The sequence below is a fragment of the Mucilaginibacter agri genome, assembly GCF_009928685.1.
Taxonomy (GTDB): domain Bacteria; phylum Bacteroidota; class Bacteroidia; order Sphingobacteriales; family Sphingobacteriaceae; genus Mucilaginibacter; species Mucilaginibacter agri.
The window spans coordinates 25,545-44,828 of the sequence record NZ_WWEO01000035.1 but is presented as its reverse complement, the minus strand read 5'-3'; the positions used below and the strand labels follow the sequence as shown (position 1 = coordinate 44,828).

At 44.6% G+C, this 19,284-nt stretch carries 13 protein-coding genes; 5 read left to right on the top strand and 8 right to left on the bottom strand.

The annotated features are described in order from the left end of the window. Positions 1-4: 4 nt before the first annotated feature. From GSY63_RS02070 to GSY63_RS02060, 3 genes are read right to left on the bottom strand one after another with little or no spacing between them, the layout of a single operon-like run. Positions 5-1,963: an alpha-L-arabinofuranosidase C-terminal domain-containing protein gene (locus GSY63_RS02070; RefSeq protein WP_166584161.1), complete on the bottom strand. Its 1,959-nt coding sequence runs from the start codon at positions 1,961-1,963 to the stop codon at positions 5-7. 5 nt (positions 1,964-1,968) lie between these two features. Beyond that, positions 1,969-3,504 (bottom strand): alpha-N-arabinofuranosidase, encoded by a 1,536-nt coding sequence (locus tag GSY63_RS02065; protein ID WP_166584160.1) that lies wholly within the window; start codon positions 3,502-3,504, stop codon positions 1,969-1,971. 25 nt (positions 3,505-3,529) lie between these two features. Then, a complete protein-coding gene (locus GSY63_RS02060; RefSeq protein ID WP_166584159.1) occupies positions 3,530-4,720 on the bottom strand; it encodes an aldose epimerase family protein in 1,191 nt (396 codons plus the stop codon). A 368-nt stretch (positions 4,721-5,088) separates the two neighbouring features. Between GSY63_RS02060 and GSY63_RS02055 the strand changes: the two genes are divergently transcribed. From GSY63_RS02055 to GSY63_RS02035, 5 genes are read left to right on the top strand one after another with little or no spacing between them, the layout of a single operon-like run. Then, the gene (locus GSY63_RS02055; protein WP_166584158.1) at positions 5,089-6,813 is read left to right on the top strand and encodes a ribulokinase; all 1,725 of its coding nucleotides are present in this window, start codon (positions 5,089-5,091) and stop codon (positions 6,811-6,813) included. Then, a complete protein-coding gene (locus GSY63_RS02050) occupies positions 6,810-7,508 on the top strand; it encodes an L-ribulose-5-phosphate 4-epimerase (protein WP_166584157.1) in 699 nt (232 codons plus the stop codon). The genes GSY63_RS02055 and GSY63_RS02050 overlap by 4 nt, the downstream gene beginning before the upstream one ends. Positions 7,509-7,520: 12 nt before the next feature. Next, complete coding sequence (locus tag GSY63_RS02045) at positions 7,521-8,876, top strand: glycoside hydrolase family 27 protein (protein ID WP_166584156.1); 1,356 nt, start codon at positions 7,521-7,523, stop codon at positions 8,874-8,876. 25 nt (positions 8,877-8,901) lie between these two features. Further along, positions 8,902-10,395, top strand: coding sequence for an L-arabinose isomerase (gene araA / locus GSY63_RS02040; protein ID WP_166584155.1), 1,494 nt, complete (start codon positions 8,902-8,904; stop codon positions 10,393-10,395). Positions 10,396-10,418: 23 nt separating this feature from the next. Then, complete coding sequence (locus tag GSY63_RS02035; protein WP_166584154.1) at positions 10,419-12,104, top strand: sodium/sugar symporter; 1,686 nt, start codon at positions 10,419-10,421, stop codon at positions 12,102-12,104. A gap of 117 nt (positions 12,105-12,221) precedes the next feature. Here GSY63_RS02035 and GSY63_RS02030 read toward each other — a convergent pair whose 3' ends face one another. The 5 genes from GSY63_RS02030 to GSY63_RS02010 are packed head-to-tail and all read right to left on the bottom strand — an operon-like array spanning position 12,222 to position 19,279. Further along, complete coding sequence (locus tag GSY63_RS02030) at positions 12,222-13,220, bottom strand: glycoside hydrolase family 43 protein (RefSeq protein ID WP_166584153.1); 999 nt, start codon at positions 13,218-13,220, stop codon at positions 12,222-12,224. 20 nt (positions 13,221-13,240) lie between these two features. Beyond that, positions 13,241-15,073, bottom strand: a complete 1,833-nt coding sequence (locus tag GSY63_RS02025; protein WP_243749132.1) for a glycoside hydrolase family 35 protein — start codon at positions 15,071-15,073, stop codon at positions 13,241-13,243. A 1-nt stretch (position 15,074) separates the two neighbouring features. Then, positions 15,075-16,925 (bottom strand): glycoside hydrolase family 2 protein, encoded by a 1,851-nt coding sequence (locus tag GSY63_RS02020; protein WP_166584152.1) that lies wholly within the window; start codon positions 16,923-16,925, stop codon positions 15,075-15,077. A 1-nt stretch (position 16,926) separates the two neighbouring features. After that, entirely contained in the window at positions 16,927-18,033 is a 1,107-nt protein-coding gene (locus GSY63_RS02015) for a glycoside hydrolase family 43 protein (RefSeq protein WP_166584151.1), read from the bottom strand. A gap of 16 nt (positions 18,034-18,049) precedes the next feature. Continuing rightward, complete coding sequence (locus tag GSY63_RS02010) at positions 18,050-19,279, bottom strand: DUF2264 domain-containing protein (protein WP_166584150.1); 1,230 nt, start codon at positions 19,277-19,279, stop codon at positions 18,050-18,052. Between the last annotated feature and the right edge of the window lie 5 nt (positions 19,280-19,284).

The following is a 19,284-nucleotide window of genomic DNA, read 5'->3' as shown; positions in this document are numbered from 1 at the left end:
TTTCTTAATTCATTTTAACACGAATCACATTGAATGAATAGGGCTTTAAAACCGTTTTAATATTATTACTCACTACAGCAATACCTTGCTTTTTGGGGCTTACCGCGTTCATATTGCTAAAAGAGTTTACGGCTGCAAGGTCACCATTCTGAAGTGTAGTTATTGTACCCGCACTATTTATCTTCTTGCCTTTAACCACAAAGTTTACCGAAGCCGCAGCCTTAGCGGTGTTAATAAATTTAATCACCAGTTCGTTAGTGTTCGCATCAAGCACTGCGGATGCAAATGCACCATCCTGCCCGGTAACCGCAGCCTGATTTAAGGTAAGCGGCACCACATCGGTCCCTTTGTTTAATGAGTATAGTTGTTGCACATAATAATTTGGTGTGGCATAAGAGCCCAGATTATTAAACCAGATTAAATCTGGCGTCCACTGCCAGCCATCCACATGGGCAAATAATGGTGCGTACGATGCCATGTTCACCACATCGGCATTACGCTCTAAACCAGTCATAAACGCAGCTTCAGACATAGCGCACTGCCAGTTATTCTTATTATCCGGGCTGGCAATAGCTACACTTTGCGCAGCATACTCACCAGCAAAAATTTTAGGCCCTTTGCGATCGTAGTTGTCATAACGCTTTACATTATCCAGAAACCATTGCGGCGAACGGTAATAATGTTCGTCTAAAATATCTGCATTCAAGCCTCTGAACGTTGTATTCAGAAAAGTAAATTTCTCCCCATCCGGGTCAGGCCCAACACTCGACACCAATTTCATGTAAGGATATTTCGCTTTGATGGCCTTTTCGAACACCTTCCAGCGTTCTATATATTGCTCGCCCCATTGCTCATTACCAACCCCCATCAACTTCAGATTAAATGGCTTTGCGTGACCAAGGCTAATGCGCAGTTTACCCCATTTTGTATCAGAAGAACCATTGGCAAACTCTATCAAATCCAGTGCGTCTTGTAAATAGGGATCCAATTCGTCCATTGGAGCCAGCTGGCCGGTGTTAAACTGGCAAGCCATGCCGCAATTTAAAATCGGAAGTGGTTCCGCGCCAATATCTTCGGCAGTTAGGAAATATTCCATAAAACCAAGTCCGAACGTTTGATAATAGTCGGTAGTTAGGCGATGTTTAAACTCCATGTTCCACCTATTGATGATATTTTCGCGCTTGTCGATATCTCCTATCGATTTTTTCCACTGGTAGCGATTAGCCAGTTCGCGCCCCTCAACAATACAACCACCCGGAAAACGCAGAAAACCCGGTTTCAAGTCAGCTAATTTCTGAACCAGGTCTGCTCTTAAGCCACCCGGACGATTCTTCCAGGTATGCTCTGGAAAAAGCGATACCATATCCAAATCAATTGCACCTGTGTTTTTTGCCCACAGCGTAAGACTGCCTTTCTCTTCCGTTGCGGCTGCCGTAAATTTTACGCTATATCTTTTCCAATCAGTAGCATCGGGTTTTAATTCACCGCGACCAATTACTACGCCTTTCGCATTTTTCAGCTCAACCGCAAGTGTTGCCTTACTACCCGTATGCTGCCTTGCCAATACAGAAAAGCTGTAGGTTTCGCCCTTCTTAATACCCATGCCGCGAAAACCCTCATTAGCCAATCCATACTGGCCCGACTTAACATTAACGGTAATAAAATGCGGGTTTTCCGGCCGTTCTTTAGCCCTGTTAATTACTTCAACGTTTCCCTCTCCGCTTTTATTCAATTCGGTCCAGCCCATTAAATTGGGTATAAATTCAAACGAACGGTTTTTAACCAACTCAGCATATACGCCACCGTCGGCAGCCATATTAATATCTTCGAAAAAGATACCGTACATGGTAGATTTCACATGCGCCTTAATGCTATCCGCTTTAATTACATAGGTTTTTGCAGACTGGCTATGCACCGATGTAAAACCTAAAACTGCCGCGAGTAATAATAAACTTCGTTTCATTGTGGTTAGTTTAAAGTAAGTACCACAACCGAGGTAGCCGGTAAAGCAATGCTGATGTTGCCATCTTTTATCGATGCACTTTTGAATACTTCGGGTTTAATTTTATCAGGCTGATCGAATGTGTTGTGATCCTGAACCTTTGCAGATGCTAGTATGCGACCGGTAAGCCCTTTAAACTTTTCGCCATCTAACTTCAGCGACAGGTTATGCGGATGGTTCGGGTCGATGTTTACTAAACTGATATGTACTACACCATTTTTATCCCTCGAAGCAGATGCAGAAACAGCAGGCAATTTCTCGCTCCCAAACGCGTAATCATCACTTTTAATGGTTAATGGCAACAGCGTAGCATCCTGGTGTACGTTGTACATTTCCAATACGTGATAAGTTGGTGTTAAAATCATTTTCTGTTTGTCGGTCAGGATAACGGCTTGCAACACGTTAACACACTGCGCCAGGTTGGCCATGCGCACACGGTCTGCATGGTTGTTAAAGATATTTAGCGTAACACCTGCAATCATGGCATCGCGCATGGTATTTTGCTGATATAGAAATCCCGGATTAGTTCCCGGCTCTACGTCGTACCAGCCACCCCACTCGTCAACCACTAAGGCTATCTTCTTTTTCGGATCATATTTATCCATAATGGCAGCGTGGTGCGTAACCAAGGTATCCATCAACAAAGCGCTTTTCATTGTTGTGAAATATTCTGCTTCGGTGTAGTTTGTTGCCGAGGTTTTTTTGGCCCAATTAACAGCGTAATGGTGTACAGCAATACCCTCTATCAGGCTTTGTGGGATGCCTTTCATCAAGGTTTCGGTCCAATGATAATCATCATCACTCGCACCAGATGCCACCCTGAATATTTTTCCGCTACCTGTCATAAAGGTTGAATATTTGCGAAACTCGTTCACATAATACTCGGGTGTCATATTACCGCCGCAGCCCCAGGCTTCGTTACCAACGCCCCAAAACTTTACATCCCATGGTTTTTCGCGTCCGTTTGCTTTCCGGAGATCAGACATTGGATTTTTATTGTCCGAACCTACGTACTGAACCCAGTCAGCCAACTCTTGCACGGTACCGCTCCCCACGTTACCAGCCAGGTATGGCTCAGCACCTAGCAGTTCGCACATGTTTAAAAAGTCGTGTGTGCCGAAACTGTTATCTTCTATCGCATTACCCCACCATTTATTTACAATAGCAGGCCGCTTGTCCTTAGGTCCAATACCGTCTTTCCAATGGTAGGTATCTGCAAAACACCCCCCTGGCCATCTTAACGACGGGATCTTCATTTTCTTTAAGGCGGCAATAATATCATTTCGAACGCCGTTGGTGTTTGGAATTTTAGAAGTATCACCTACATAAAAACCATCGTATATGCCACGGCCCAGATGCTCGGCAAAATGGCTGTAGATGTACTTACTAATAACCGGACTGGAGGTATTGCTACTGGCAGATATGGCGATTGTAGTTTGCGCATAGGTGAGTGAAGAACCAAGCAACAAAGCAGCGAGTAATTTGATAGATTTTAGTTTCATCTTATATCTGGAGTTAAAGGACAGATTATTTCTCTACACTGAATTTATAAATTGTTGAGGTATGATAAGTTTGGCCAGGCTGAAGCACCGTTGACGGGAACGATGGTTGATTAGGCGAATCTGGAAAATGCTGTGTTTCGAGGCAAAGCGCCGAACGGTAGCCATAAGTGGCGCCACCCTTTCCATCTGCATCTTTGCCGGTTAAGAAATTACCACTGTAGAATTGCAGCCCAGGCTCTTCGGTATAAACATCCATTACGATGCCTGTGGTGGGGCTTTTAACAGTTGCCACTTTATCGCTTAGGGTATGTTTGTTCAGCACAAAATTATGATCGTAACCTTTGCCATTCTTTAACTGGTCGTCCTGATCGTTGATATTACGGCCGATGGACTTCAATGTGGTAAAATCGAACGGCGTACCCTTTACCGGCTTTAATTCTCCGGTTGGAATGAGTGTAGTATCAACAGGCGTAAATTTATCGGCATTGATAGAAAGCAGATCATTCAGAATAGATTGATCACCGGCTCCGTTAAGATTAAAATAGGCATGGTTAGTTAAGTTGACAACTGTTGCCTTATCGGTAGTGGCGCTATAAGCAATTTTAATCGAGTTATCACCTTGAAGGGTATAGGTAACCTTGGCCGTTAAATTACCGGGGTAACCGCCTTCCCCATCTTTCGAGTGATAGGTGAGTTCCAGCGTGCTGTCACTTAACTGCTTACCATCCCAAACCTGAAACCCAAATCCTTTAAAGCCACCGTGCAGTGTATTTACTCCATCATTAACATCTAATTGATAGGCCTTGCCGCTAAGCGTAAATTTACCTTTAGCAATGCGGTTGCCGTATCGACCAATAAGCGCTCCAAAGTGAGACTCCTTAGGCTTTTGGTAAGTTTTAACATCGTCATAACCTAACACCACATCTACCAGGCTATCTCTTTTATCCGGCACTAAGAGGCTCACAATGCGGCCGCCATAGTTGGTAATACCAGCTTCCATGCCGTTCTTGTTTTTCAGGATGTAAAGACTGGTTTCTTTCCCGTCGACCTTACTCTTAAAATTATTAGTATCGGGAACTTTAGCACTTATATTGCTTTTCTGACTATCTTTAGAAGTATCCTCCCCGGTTGTTTTTGAGCCGGGTGACTGGCATGAAATTTCAAAAAAAACGGCAAACAACGACACCAGAAAAAGTGGTTTTATAAGTTTTCTCATTTCAATAATTTGTTAAGCCCGAAACACACGGACGGTTTTATAAGTGTTTAAAATTGGTTTTGTAGTTGTTTGCACGCAAACGACTGGTCTAAAGTAAAAGAAATTATATTAATTGTGCAAAAAACAATTAAATATTTCCGCCATTAAAGTTAAACAACATACCGGCTTAGGATTTTTCGGATAGTTTATTCGGGGTAGAAATGAGATAAATAAACTAATTACAAGGATATAATATAGGCAATTAGTTATTTTAACACCACAGGGTGAACAAAAACATTCACAAAGCCGTATGCCTTAAATAAATTTGATCGAAAATTTTTTTATTTGAAAAATTAAGTGTTATTTCAACACGAATTATAAACCACTTTATGAATAGCAATCAATTTGTGATTGGAGTTGACTATGGGTCTGACTCTGTTCGCTCTGTAATTATCGACGCCCTAAACGGACGGGAACTGGCTTCCTCTGTTTATGAGTATGCACGGTGGAAAAAGGGACTATATTGTAACGCGGCTGCCAACCAATTCAGGCAGCACCCGCTCGATTATATTGAGGGGTTAGAGATCACCATTAAAGATTGTATCCAACTCGCAGGCGGCGCCGAGATTACGCCTTACATAAAAGGCATTTCGGTAGATACCACTGGCTCATCGCCGGTTGCTGTAGATAAAACAGGCACTCCATTGGCTTTGCTCCCCGAATTTGAAAATAACCCGAATGCCATGTTTGTTTTGTGGAAAGACCATACTGCTGTGAAAGAAGCAGAGCAAATTAATGCGCATGCAACCCGTTTCGATGTCAACTATTTAAAATATGTAGGCGGCATTTATTCGTCCGAATGGTTTTGGGCAAAACTACTTCATGTACTACGGGAAGATCAGCAGGTTCGCAACGCCTGCCATTCGTGGGTTGAACATTGTGACTGGATTCCTTTTCTGTTAACAGGCGGCGATAATGCAGCAGAAATAAAACGTAGCCGCTGCGCGGCTGGCCACAAAGCGCTTTGGGCCGAAGAATTTGGCGGCCTTCCTCCCGACGGATTTTTCTCTTCTCTCGATCCACTATTACTTGGATTCACCGAGCGCCTATTTAGAGACACTTACACATCAGATATTGCAGCCGGTACAATCAGCAAAGAATGGGCCCATCGATTAGGACTTTCCGAAAACGTGGTGATTGGTGTTGGTGCATTTGACGCGCACATGGGTGCGGTAGGTGGCCAGATTGAGCCTTATCATTTAAGTAAAGTGATGGGCACATCAACCTGTGATATTTTGGTTGCACCGACGAAAGACATTGATGGCAAACTGGTTAAAGGCATCTGTGGCCAGGTAAACGGTTCTGTTATACCCGGCATGGTGGGTTTAGAAGCCGGTCAATCAGCCTTTGGCGATACTTACGCCTGGTTCAAAAATATTATTTCGTGGCCGTTGAATAATCTGCTCGATCATTCGAAAGTGATTACCCCAGACGTGGCAGAAGCTCTAAAAGCGGAATTAAGTGAAGAAATTATCCCCGAATTAAGCCGTAAAGCTGCCCTCCTTCCTATCGACGAGGCAAATGAACTGGCTGTAGATTGGTTTAATGGCCGACGTACGCCTGATGCTAATCAGTTGCTAAAGGGGGCCATCACCGGCCTTAGTTTAGGATCTGATGCGCCGCGTGTTTTCCGTGCTTTGGTTGAAGCCACCTGCTTTGGTGCCAAAAGTATTGTAGAGCGCTTTATCCAAGAAGGCATCCCGGTTAAGGGAATCATCGGCATTGGCGGCGTGGCAAAAAAATCGCCGTTTGTGATGCAAACCATGGCCGATATTTTGGGCATGCCTATCCGTATCCACCAGTTTACCCATACGTGTGCCTTAGGCGCAGCTATGTTTGCCGGCGTTGTGGCAGGTATTCACCCTACTGTTGAAGATGCCATGACTGCGATGGGCAAAGGTTTCGACGAAAACTATGAGCCTAACGAAGCCAACCAGAAAATATACGCCAAACGCTACGAACAATACAAAGGCCTGGGCGAATTTATCGCTTTCCAGATAGCGCAATCAAAAGATCAGGTTTCGGCAGCCAACCAAAATCAGGTAGTATCATGAGCAAGTATCACCACATCAAACAAACTGCATACGAAGCCAACATGCAATTGCCAAAACTCGGCTTAGTACTGTTCACTTTTGGTAACGTAAGTGCTGCTGACCGCGAAAAGGGCGTTTTTGCCATTAAACCAAGCGGTGTACCCTACAAAGACCTCACCCCCGAAAAAATGGTAATTGTTGATTTCGATGGTAATATTATCGAGGGCGAACTGAGGCCATCATCCGATACGCTTACCCATGCCGTACTTTACAAACACTGGGACGGCATTAACGGCATTGTGCATACGCACTCTACGTATGCAACTTCATGGGCGCAGTCGCAACGTTGCATCCCAATTTTCGGCACCACACATGCAGATCATTTAACTACCGATATCCCTTGCGCGCCTCCTATGAACGACGAATTGATTGAGGGCAATTACGAATACCAAACGGGTTTCCAGATCCTTAATCATTTTGCGGAATTAGGGCTCGATCATAAAGAAGTTGAAATGGTACTGGTTGGCAACCATGCCCCCTTTACCTGGGGGAAAACCGCTGACAAAGCAGTTTACAACAGCGCAGTATTAGAGTCAGTTGCGCAGATGGCCTACCTTACCGAGCAGATCAACGCACAGGCCCCACGCTTAAAAGACACGCTGATTAACAAACACTACCAACGCAAACACGGACCTGATTCTTATTACGGACAATAACCCGACGGATAAATGAAAAGACTTTATCTTTTTTTTATTGGATTAGCATTAAGCGGCGCTCTTAAAGCGCAACAGATAGCAGCCACTCCACCGATGGGCTGGAACAGTTATAATTGTTTTGGCTCGGCCGTGCACGAGGATGAAGTAAAGTCTAACGCGCAATACCTGGCTAAAAATTTAAAGCCTTATGGCTGGCAATATGTGGTGGTCGATTTTCTATGGTCGTATGACAACCCGCCGGGAAGTAACATCGGCAATCCCTATCAGAAAAATTTACAAGACGGCTCTTTTGTGCCGTGGCTAACAATGGACAAATGGGGACGCTTGATGCCTCAACCTACAAAATTCCCGTCGGCATTTGGCGGCAAGGGCTTTAAGCAGCTGGGCGATTACATTCATAGCCTGGGCCTAAAATTTGGCATCCATGTAATGCGGGGCATACCACGACAAGCCGTATGGGCTAAATCGCCGGTACTGGGTGCAAAAGGCATTACCGCCGATATGGTTGCCGATACCACATCCAAATGCGAATGGATGAACCACATGTATGGCCTCGACATGAGCAAACCCGGCGCGCAGGAATACCTAAACTCAATATTAGCGTTATATGCATCATGGGGTGTCGATTTTATTAAGGTTGATGATATTTCGCGCCCATATCATAAAGCCGAAATTGAGGGCTATCATAAAGCTATTGTCAACAGCAAAAGGCCAATTATGCTTAGCATATCTCCGGGTGAGACGCCTGTTAAGGAAGCCGATCACGTAAAACAATATGCCAACCAATGGCGTATGGCCGACGATTTTTGGGATAGCTGGAAAGAACTGCTGAACATGTTTAACTATGCCCGCAACTGGCAAGGCATTGGCGGACCCGGACATTGGCCCGATTGCGATATGCTGCAAATTGGCAAACTCTCTAAACGCGGCCCCGTTGGCCCCGAGCGCTACAGCAAGTTTACCGACGACGAGCTCTATACACACATGACATTCTGGTGCATTTTCCGTTCGCCATTAATGATGGGCGGCAACATGCCAGAGAATCGCCCAATCGATCTAAAACTCTTGAGCAATAACGAGGTGTTGGCAGTTAATCAGCACGGGCAGAACCCTAAGGAGCTTTATCACAATAACGACAGTATGGTTTGGTACTCGCAAGTACCGGGATCGAAGGATATCTATGTGGCTGCCTTTAACCTGAAGGAAGAGAATAGCCTCGTGACTCTTGATCTTACTGCTTTAGGCTTTAAGGGCAAAGTACAAGTACGCGATCTGTGGAAGAAACAGAACGTTGGCACACATCAGGGAGATTACAAGCAAACAATTAACAAACATGGTGCGGCCTTATTCAGGCTGTCGCCGCTATAGTATATCAAATCTAAAAATTTCACACATGATCGATTTAAAAACATTTGAAGTTTGGTTTATCACGGGTAGCCAGCATTTATACGGAGAAGAAACATTAAAACTGGTAGCCGAACATTCACAACATATAGCAAACGGTTTAAACGGTGCATCGCAGGTGCCGGTAAAGGTGATTTACAAACCAGTTGTTAAAACACCCGAAGAAATTTATGCCACCTTGCAGGAAGCCAATTCAGCACCTAACTGTATCGGCATCATCACCTGGATGCATACCTTCTCACCGGCAAAAATGTGGATCCGCGGGTTAAGCATCCTGCAAAAACCGATGTTGCATTTACACACCCAGTACAACCGCGATATTCCATGGAGTTCGATTGATATGGACTTTATGAACCTTAACCAAAGCGCCCACGGCGACCGTGAGTTTGGTTTTATGGTTTCGCGCATGCGCAAAAATCGCAAGGTAGTGGTTGGCCACTGGCAAGATCCAGAAGTGCTAGAGCAAATCAATACCTGGTCACGCGCGGCTGCAGGCTGGTACGATTGGCAGGGGGCCAAGTTTGTTCGCTTTGGCGACAACATGCGCTACGTTGCAGTAACCGATGGCGACAAAGTTGAGGCTGAGCTGAAATTCGGCTTCTCAGTAAACACACACGGCATCGGCGACCTGGTGAAGGTAATTAACGAAGTAAGCGAACAGGAAATTGATACATTGATCGGCGAGTACGAAGCCACTTACACGATGGCTGATGCTTTGAAAAAAGGCGGCGAAAGCCACTCCTCTGTTTATGAAGCCGCTAAGATAGAAGCCGGGCTCCGTAAGTTTTTACAGGACGGCAACTTCAAAGGCTTCAGCGATACATTTGAAGATCTGCACGGCATGATCCAGCTACCAGGCATTGCTGCCCAACGTTTAATGGCCGATGGCTACGGCTTTGCAGGCGAAGGCGATTGGAAAACCGCAGCTTTGGTGCGTGCTTGTAAAGTAATGGGGGCCGGACTGGAAGGCGGGAACGCTTTTATGGAAGACTACACCTATCACTTCGACCCAAACAACGCACTGGTATTAGGCTCGCACATGCTGGAAGTTGATGCCTCATTGGCTAATGGTAAAGCAGCACTGGAAGTCCACCCCTTAGGTATTGGCGGCAAAGCAGATCCTGCACGCTTGGTTTTCAACGTAGCAGGCGGCCAGGCACTTAATGCATCTATTGTAGATATGGGGAACCGTTTCCGTTTAATTGTGAATGAGGTTGAGGCTATTGAACCAATAGAAGACCTTCCTAACCTCCCAGTTGCGCGGGTGCTTTGGAAACCATACCCGGACATGAAAACCGGATGCGCAGCATGGATTTACGCCGGAGGTGCGCACCATACAGCTTACAGCCAAAACTTAACGGCCGAACACATGCAGGACTTTGCCGATATGGCAGGTATTGAGTTTGTGTTGATAGGAAAAGATACCCGTTTAGATCAATTGCGTAACGAACTGCGCTGGAACGACGCCGCCTATAAATTATAACCTTAATATAAACCTAATTAATTATGAGCAGACTTTCTACAGCCGATTATGTGGTATTCCTGGTTTACTTCATTATCGTCTCTCTTTACGGTGTTTGGGTTTACAGGCGAAAAAGCCACGGCGACGCCACATCGAAAGATTACTTTTTGGCCGAAGGGTCATTAACCTGGTGGGCTATTGGCGCATCGCTTATCGCATCTAACATTTCGGCGGAGCAGATGATCGGCATGAGTGGTTCGGGTTTTAAAATGGGGCTGGCAATTTCCACTTACGAGTGGATGGGGGCTTTAACGCTCATCATCGTTGGTATCTTTTTTATTCCGGTATATCTACGAAATAAGATCTTTACTATGCCTCAGTTCCTGCATCAGCGATACAACGGAACAGTGGCCATGATCATGGCCGTTTTTTGGCTTCTACTTTATATTGTTGTTAATCTGATGTCCATCCTATACCTGGGCGCGTTGGCCATTAGTGGCATTTCGGGCTTGGATATTAATTTATGTATTGGGTTCCTTGCGGTATTCTCTATCATCATTACCCTTGGCGGCATGAAGGTAATTGGTTATACAGACGTTATCCAGGTATTTTTCCTGATTCTGGGTGGATTGGTGGCAACCTATATTGCGCTAAATCTGCTGAGCGAAAAATCGGGAACTACCGGGCTGCTCAACGGATTTGCTATAATGAAGAATGAAGCGGCAGATCACTTCCACATGATCTTTAAAAAAGACAACCCCAACTATCTCGACCTCCCGGGTTTATCTGTACTCATAGGCGGTATGTGGATCGTTAACCTTAACTATTGGGGATGTAATCAATACATTACCCAACGCGCTTTAGGTGCCAACCTTAAAACAGCAAGAGGTGGATTACTCTTCGGTGCGGTTTTAAAGTTGCTGATGCCTGTTATCGTGGTATTGCCGGGAATAGCTGCCTACGTGCTTTACCAAAAGGGCATGTTCCATCAGGAAATGCTAAGTTCTAAAGGTGTAGAGGATGTGAACAAAGCCTATCCTGCTTTATTGAATCTTTTGCCCACTGGTTTAAAAGGGCTTTCATTTGCAGCTTTAACAGCAGCCATTGTAGCGTCTCTGGCTGGTAAAGCCAACAGTATTGCGACCATATTCACGCTCGACATTTATAAGAAAGCCATAAAGCCAGACGCAACAGACCGTCAATTGGTAAACCTTGGTAAGATCTCGGTAATTGTTGCTATGCTACTGGGTGTGGTTATGTCGCTGCTCATTGGCGAGCAATTGATGGGCGAAGGCAAACAGGGCTTTCAATACATACAGGAATATACCGGCTTTGTATCGCCGGGCATCCTCGCTATGTTCTTATTAGGCTTCTTCTGGAAAAAGGCAACCTCTAGTGCTGCATTATTTTCTACCATTGGCGGTTTTATCTTTTCGGTATTCTTTAAATTCCTGCCACGCTTTATGAATCTTTCGTTCCTTACGCCATATGGCTTTGCCAAATTGAATGGCGATGGCGTATATGAAATTCCGTTCTTAGACCGGATGGCGTTTGTATTCGTAATTTGTATGGTGGGTATGTACGTTATATCACTTATCGGAGCGTCGAAAACTGAAAAAGACGATGCGCTGATGGTGGACGTCTCCATGTTTAAAACATCGCGTGCGTTTACAGCCGGGGCTTTATTAGTGGGCGGCATCCTTGTTGCACTTTACTCCATATTCTGGTAGAAAATAAATTTAACAAGGAGATAGTTTTTCTATTTGTCAAATATAAAAAAGGCCGTTATCTAAGCGATAACGGCCTTTTTTAATTATGCTCTTAACTAATGAGCTTTAAATCATTGGCTATCTAGCAAAATGATCGCGTAATGCTTTGGCTTCTTTAGCAGATATATGCATAACCGTTCCATGCCTTGGATGAAAGTCCATAGAGACTTCGTTATCAATCACCGAGAACTTCTCCAAGTCGGTGCTTTTGCAGAACTGATATTTGCCCTTCATGTATACGTCATACATCAATATCCATTGGTCGGAGTTAATCATTTTAAAAACATCTGCGCCTTCTACAGCTTCTGTTGTTTGGTTAAGCACGCCGCCCGTTAACTGGTAACCCGAAGTTAGATTTGCAGAGACTGCCTTTCTGATGCCATTGCCGTTACCTTCTGTCTTGAAAAACAAGTGGTATTTGCCATCCTTCATCACAATATCACCATCGATGCATGCGCCGCTATCTGGCTTAAAGAAAAGTTGCTTAGGTTCCGTAGCAATATTCTTAAAATCGTTAGTGGCATAGGCATAATAGATTTTGTCCGCACCTTTACCAAAACGCATGGACCAATAGAGCATATATTGCTTTTTTTGTTTATCGTAAATAGTTTGAGGCGCCCAAACCCGGTTTACAGCCGCAAAAGCCGGAAACAATTTAGGTATGTTTACTACACTCGATTGCCAGTGCACCAGATCTTTCGACTTCAGTAGCACCATCGAAGAATCTGGGGTGTTCCAGCCGTATTTAACGGTATTCATATCTGTTGCCACCATAAAAAATGTTTTGCCATCCACACCACGAATAATGTGTGGATCGCGCAGTCCTCCAGTCGAGCTAATAGCTCCTGAACTGATGACCGGTTCGTTATAGTTTAAGGCTTTGTAGTTATATCCATCATCACTTAACGCAAAGCGAATGCTTTCACCATTCTCGCCATTCCCGGTAAAGTAGGCAAAGAGATAAACGCTATCTGCAACTCCATGATCTTTTTTAGTTGCAGCTGTCAACGGCCTTTCTTTAACAAAAGACAATAGTATTAGGCTAATCGCCACGAAGTATAAAGTTCTTTTTATCATAACTACTTATTATATTCCAACTATTTAAGCTCGCTTAAAATTGGCTTATCCAATCCACTTATTTTATCTTGTCCGGAAGCCAAAAGTTCAAATACTTCAATTGAATTTACGCCCTTTTTGAGCCATTCCGCTGGCAGATATACAGTCTGCTGAGGGCCAATACTCCAGTATTTGCCCAAATTATGGCCATTTACCCAAACCACACCTTTCCCCCACTTGCGCATATCCAAATAGGTATCAGCCACTTTATTCAATGTAAAACTACCCTTTTTAATTACGGGGGCATTGAAGCCCGAGGGCAACTTTTGATATTTAATATTGCTATCGTTAGCAAACGGCAAACTATACATTTTCCAATTAGTCAGTTCTTCGTTATTAAGCAACACCCTTTCTGTGATACCTTTTTTATTATCCAGCAGGTATTTACCAAAGTTAATTCTGCCCATGTTTTCAACCAAAATATCCAATGTTACCTTGCCTGGGGGCAGATCAATGGCAAGGCTATCCTGCACATGTCTGCGATCCATAGTGCCAACCGTTTTACCATTAACCATAACCACCGCGTAGTCGCGTAACTGCTTAACCTTTAATAAGCCGCTCTTTCCTCCTTGTATGATTGTGCGATATAAAACGTAACCATAATCTTGTTTCAACTCCTCAAATGTGAGCGGGTGGATGTTAGTTTTAGCAGCGGGCAGATTATTAAGCAGGCTGCCGCTTTGCATTAAATTAATTGCCGGAATTACCATAGCAGGTTTTGCAGCCGGAACAGCAGGCAATTTATGGCCAGGCGGCAGGTGCTTTTCTATAACGGCTCTAAAGGCCGCAAATTTAGGCGTAGCGTTACCGGCCTCGTCCAAAGGGGCATCGTAATCGTAGCTGCTGGTTTGCGGCTCGTAAGGAGAGATGTCTTTATAATTAGCCCCATTCATAAAGCCACGCGTGGTGCCTCCATGAAACATGTACATATTGATCGAAATACCGGCAGCCAATACAGAGTCTAAGTGTACGCTATATTGCGAGGCTGGCACCGTATGATGTTTAGTACCCCACCAATCAAACCAGGCCGGGTACCATTCGGCAATATAATATGGCCCTTTACCGTCGTGGTTATCATTAACCAGTTTCTTCACCTTAGCAGGGTTGTCGGTCCCGTTAATTGCGGGCAACAGGCCGGGTAAGTGCCCGGCAGCCACATCACTTGCAGGGTCGCAGGTGTATAACAGTCCGTCAAAACCAGCTTCTTTAAAAAGCTTTTGATTAATGGCCAGGTAGTCTTTGTCGGCAGCGTATGACCCATATTCGTTTTCGATCTGCACCATCAGGATGTTTCCACCGTGGTTTATCTGTAAGGGAGCAAGTTGTTTTCCAACTTCTTTGATATACGATTCGTATTCTTTAAGATAAGTTGCCTCCTTGCTTCTTACAACCAACCCTTTTTCATTTTGCAGCCAGTACGGGTAGCCGCCAAACTCCCACTCTGCACATACATAAGGGCTTGGCCTAAGAATTACCCATAAACCCTCTTCCCTGGCTATTTTTACAAATTCTGCTACATCATTATTTCCGCTGAAATCGAACTTCCCTTTTTGTGGTTCGTGCAGGTTCCAGAAAACATAAGTGCCTATGGTATTAAGGCCCATTGCTTTGGCCATTTTCATCCGGGCACGCCATGCCTCGCGTGGTACCCGGGGGTAGTGCATCTCGCCACTTATCATCTGAAAAGGCTTTCCATCCAAAAGGAAATCGCTATCACCAAAAGCAAAAGTATGTTTAACCTGTGCCTGCGCCATTGCGCAAAACACCATTATCACGCCGGCTAGCAGCGTAATTAATCTTCTTTTATAAGGCATATCAGTTAGTTTGTGCTTTGTTTTTTATTTCGTTGTACCAGGCATTCAGGATATAGAAAGCTTTCTTTTTATGGCCCTTATCATCATATAAACCTTTACGGTTCCAGCCTTCCTGGTATAATGGGTTGTTACGTTTGGGTGAGCGAAAGTCATTAAGTACCCAAGGCGAAATGCCGACGAAATTATCGGGCATACGTTTTAACATGGCCACTTGCTCCTTATAATACCACTCCTGAAATTCTTCGTCGAAACGGGTCAGCGAGTCGGCATGAAAGCCCCATTTACCTTCGGCACCTGTTTCGCTTACAAATAATGGCTTATTATAAGGGGTGCTCCAACTGGTTTTGCGGCATTGGTCGGGCAGGCCACCGTACCAACCTAGATACTCGTTAAAGGCTACCAGGTCTACAAATTGTCCGAGCGGGTCATCGACAACATTTACATTTTTTAGCGAAGCATAATTCACTTCGAGTGCGGCTGATACCATCCGTGTTGGATCGAGTTCTTTTGCGCGGGTAATCAGGCTGTGCATAAAATCGGTGCGTGTTTGGCTAATCGGTGTTTCGTTACCAACCGACCAAATGATGATGCTCGCGCGATTATGATCGCGGGCTATCATTTCCTGTAACTGCGCCTTGGCCTTGTTCAACACCGCCTGACTGCCAAAATTAATGGTCCAGTAAACCGGTATTTCCGACCATACCAATATCCCAAGCGAATCAGCCAAACGGGTCATTGCTTCATCGTGCGGGTAGTGCGCCAATCGCACCATGTTACAACCTAATTCGCGCGCCTGGTTAAGTAATTGCAAGGCATCCTGCTCTCCAACAGCGCGCCTTACATCCTGCGGAATTTCGCCATGAATACTAATACCCCGCATAAAAATGGGTTTGCCATTAAGCAGCACATGCTTACCTAATGCCTCGATGGTACGGAAACCGATCTTATCTTCAATTTTCTCATTAGCTGTACTTACAATAACCCGATAAAGCTTTGGATTTTCTGGTGACCAAAGTTGCAGTTTGGGTAAAATGAAATTAAGCTGGGTAGTGTCGGCAGTAGCAACAAATTGCTTTTTAAACTTTAGCTCGGGGATAGTAATAGTAATTGTTTCACCAGCGTTGGCGTTTCGCATTTTTACCCAGCCCGAAACTTCGGGCTTTATTGCCGGAGCTTTTCCTGCCACAGGCTTTTTCAACTGGATCATATAATCCTGTATGAAGCTGTGTGGCAGCTCAACCAGTTTTACATCGCGGGTTATACCTCCGTAATTCCACCAGTCGGTGTTCAAAGTTGGCACTTCATCTGCTCCGCGCTTGTTATCTACCTTTACCACTAGAAAGTTGCCTTTCTCTTTTAATAAAGACGCAGGTATCTCGAAGTTAAACGGGGTGAACCCGCCTATATGAAACCCTAATTTCTTTCCGTTGAGATAAACATCCGCACGATAGTTAACCGCCCCGAAATATAGAAAGTATTTTGTTGCGTTATCTACCGCATGAAAATCAAAAGATTTTTTATACCAGATTGTACCTTCATAGTACAAAAATTCAGTTTTTTGGTGGTTCCAATCACCAGGAACTTCCAGACTATACTTATCGATGTAGCCATGTTCTTTTTTTTCGGTTTTATCTTTCGGAACGTCAGTATTCCAATAAGCATCACCGGCTTTTTCATTCAACTCCTTGTAACGGTAATCGTAAAATCCGGTTTCGTAAGGATCTACGATGTATTGCCACCTACCATTTAACGACAAAGATTTGCGGGCGTTAATATTTGCAATGAGGCTATCCTGTGCGTATGCTAAGGCTGTTACGCAAATGCATACCAAGATTATCAATAACTTTTTCATACTACTTCTTAAACACATTTAAGTCCCACTTATCCATCCAGTTAATTTCCATATCATCACCTTTGAAAGTAATCGGCAGCCATAGGTAACGCCCATCAATGGCATCTTTCGGGGTCCATTTATCTGCCATAAAAACAAAGGCGTCCTTTTTGCCGCTAACTGGTAAAACATAGGTACTCTGGCCGCCAAAAGTTAATTCTGATCCGGCACCAACGCATGGGTTGCCATGATAAGTCCATGGGCCGTAAATAGATTTAGCCGAGAACCAGCGTGCCGGATTTGGCGCCCAACCGGTAGTTCCCGAACCTATCATATAATATATTCCGTTGCGCTTAAAAATTGCCGGGGCCTCTGTTTGATGGCCTGCATAAACACGCGAAAATTTGCCGGTATGGCCTGTATAGTCATCGGTTAGTTCTGCAATATCAAGGGTAAAATTCTCTTCTGCCGAAAAAATGTGGTAAGCTTTTCCATCATCATCCACAAAAACGTTCATATCACGCGCCATTTGGCCACCGCTCAGGTCGCGACAAAAGAAGCCTTCGCTTTTATTTTTAGGGTTTGCACAATCAACCTTGTCTTCAACAGGTGTTCCCTCGGGATAAAAAGGCATAAAGCCTGCGTTAGGCCGATAGCTTTTTATAAATGTAAACGGACCGGTAGGCTTATCACTTGTTGCTACTCCGGCGCGGGCTGCTTTATACCCCTGCCCTAACAGTTCCAGGTGGAACCACATTACATATTTTTTGGTCTTCTTGTTGAAAACAACTTTAGGCCGTTCTAAAATACAGCCTTTGGCAATATCGCTTGTGGTATCGTTAGAAACCGGCAGGGCAATGCCCTCGTCTTTCCAGTTATAAAGATCTTTTGATGAATAGCAGTGTACGCCAACCATGGCCCGATTACCAGCACTACCAGCAATTTTATGTTCGCCATACCAATAGTAAGTACCCTTTTGATAAAAAAGGCCACCGCCATGGGCGTTAATATGCGTACCCTTATCATCGGGCCATAGCTGGCCGGGGGTAAAATAATTTACTTTAGATTGCGCCCGGCTTGCAAAGTGAGAGACCAGCAGGCATAAAAACAGGGTTAATATTTTTCTCATAGGAGTTAGATTGATTTTATTTTCTAAGATCGAGTGCATGATCTGCGGGCACATCCTGGCCGCTCCAAATTTTCACAGAAGTCCATGGGGCGTCGGGCGCCGACCAAAATTCGTCGGTTTCGGGCAAGCCGAGTGGAACGAAAATATTACTGCAGATATAAAGACTACCGGTTGTAATGTAAAAATCGGCCAAGCCGGGCTGCTTACCATACAGGCCAATGTTCAGCCATCCGTCGGCAGTAAAAGTTTGAGGCGCACCCAGGGTTTTCTTAATCACAGCCGTTAAAGCGCAGCGCACTTCCGCAGGTTTCAAACTGGCTGGCAACTGTTTGGCTAAAGCGATATTGGCCAGGTGGTGAAAAACGCCGCCGCGATAAACGATAGAACGGCCTGTTGCCGGATAACTTCCATCTGCGTTAATCTGTCTTTCCAGTATTTCGGCATAACGTTGCCCTATCTGGGTTTCACGTTCTTCTTCGTGTACGTAGGTTTTCTTTTTGGCATTTACTTCTGCCAAAATAGTTGCCAGATTAGGATGAATAACAATGCTGTTATAGTAGTCGTTGTGAAACTGCATGCCATCAGAATACATGCCATCGCCAACGTACCAATGTTGGGTAAATTCGCGTACACCAAACTCAACCCTAACCGGATCATAGCCTAAATCATATTTACAAAAAAAGGCTTCTATCATTCCCGAAAACAAGATCCAGTTGGTATATACGGGCACAGTATTGCGTGTTATTTTTAAAACGTCGACAACTTGTTTCTGAACAACGGTATCCAAATGTTCCCAAAGCCATGGCGATCTCACCAAAGCAAAGGCAACATACGAGGCATCTACCAAAGGCTGCCCGCCACTCCACTGCAAATAATCTTTTGCTTCGGGATTCACTGCATTTGCGATAGCCTTTAGTGCCCACTGACGATATTGATCGCGCAATTTAACTTCATCATTATTGCCACCCTCTAATTGTAACCATGGTGCTATGCCGCTCAATGTTCGGCCAAAGGCTTCGAGATAGGCAACTTTAGCCCGGCTCTCCTTGTTATCGATACGGTCTGACAAAGCTACCGGCATGTTTTGTTTGAGCTTATCTTCGGCCATATTGCGCATAACCGGTCGTGCAACCTTGTCCATATAGCTAATCCATAGCTTCCGGTCTGCACCACCTTGAGCCTTTACCATGCAGCCCACAGATGTCAACAGCAAGACCATCACAACCTTTATCATATTTACTCTCATAACCA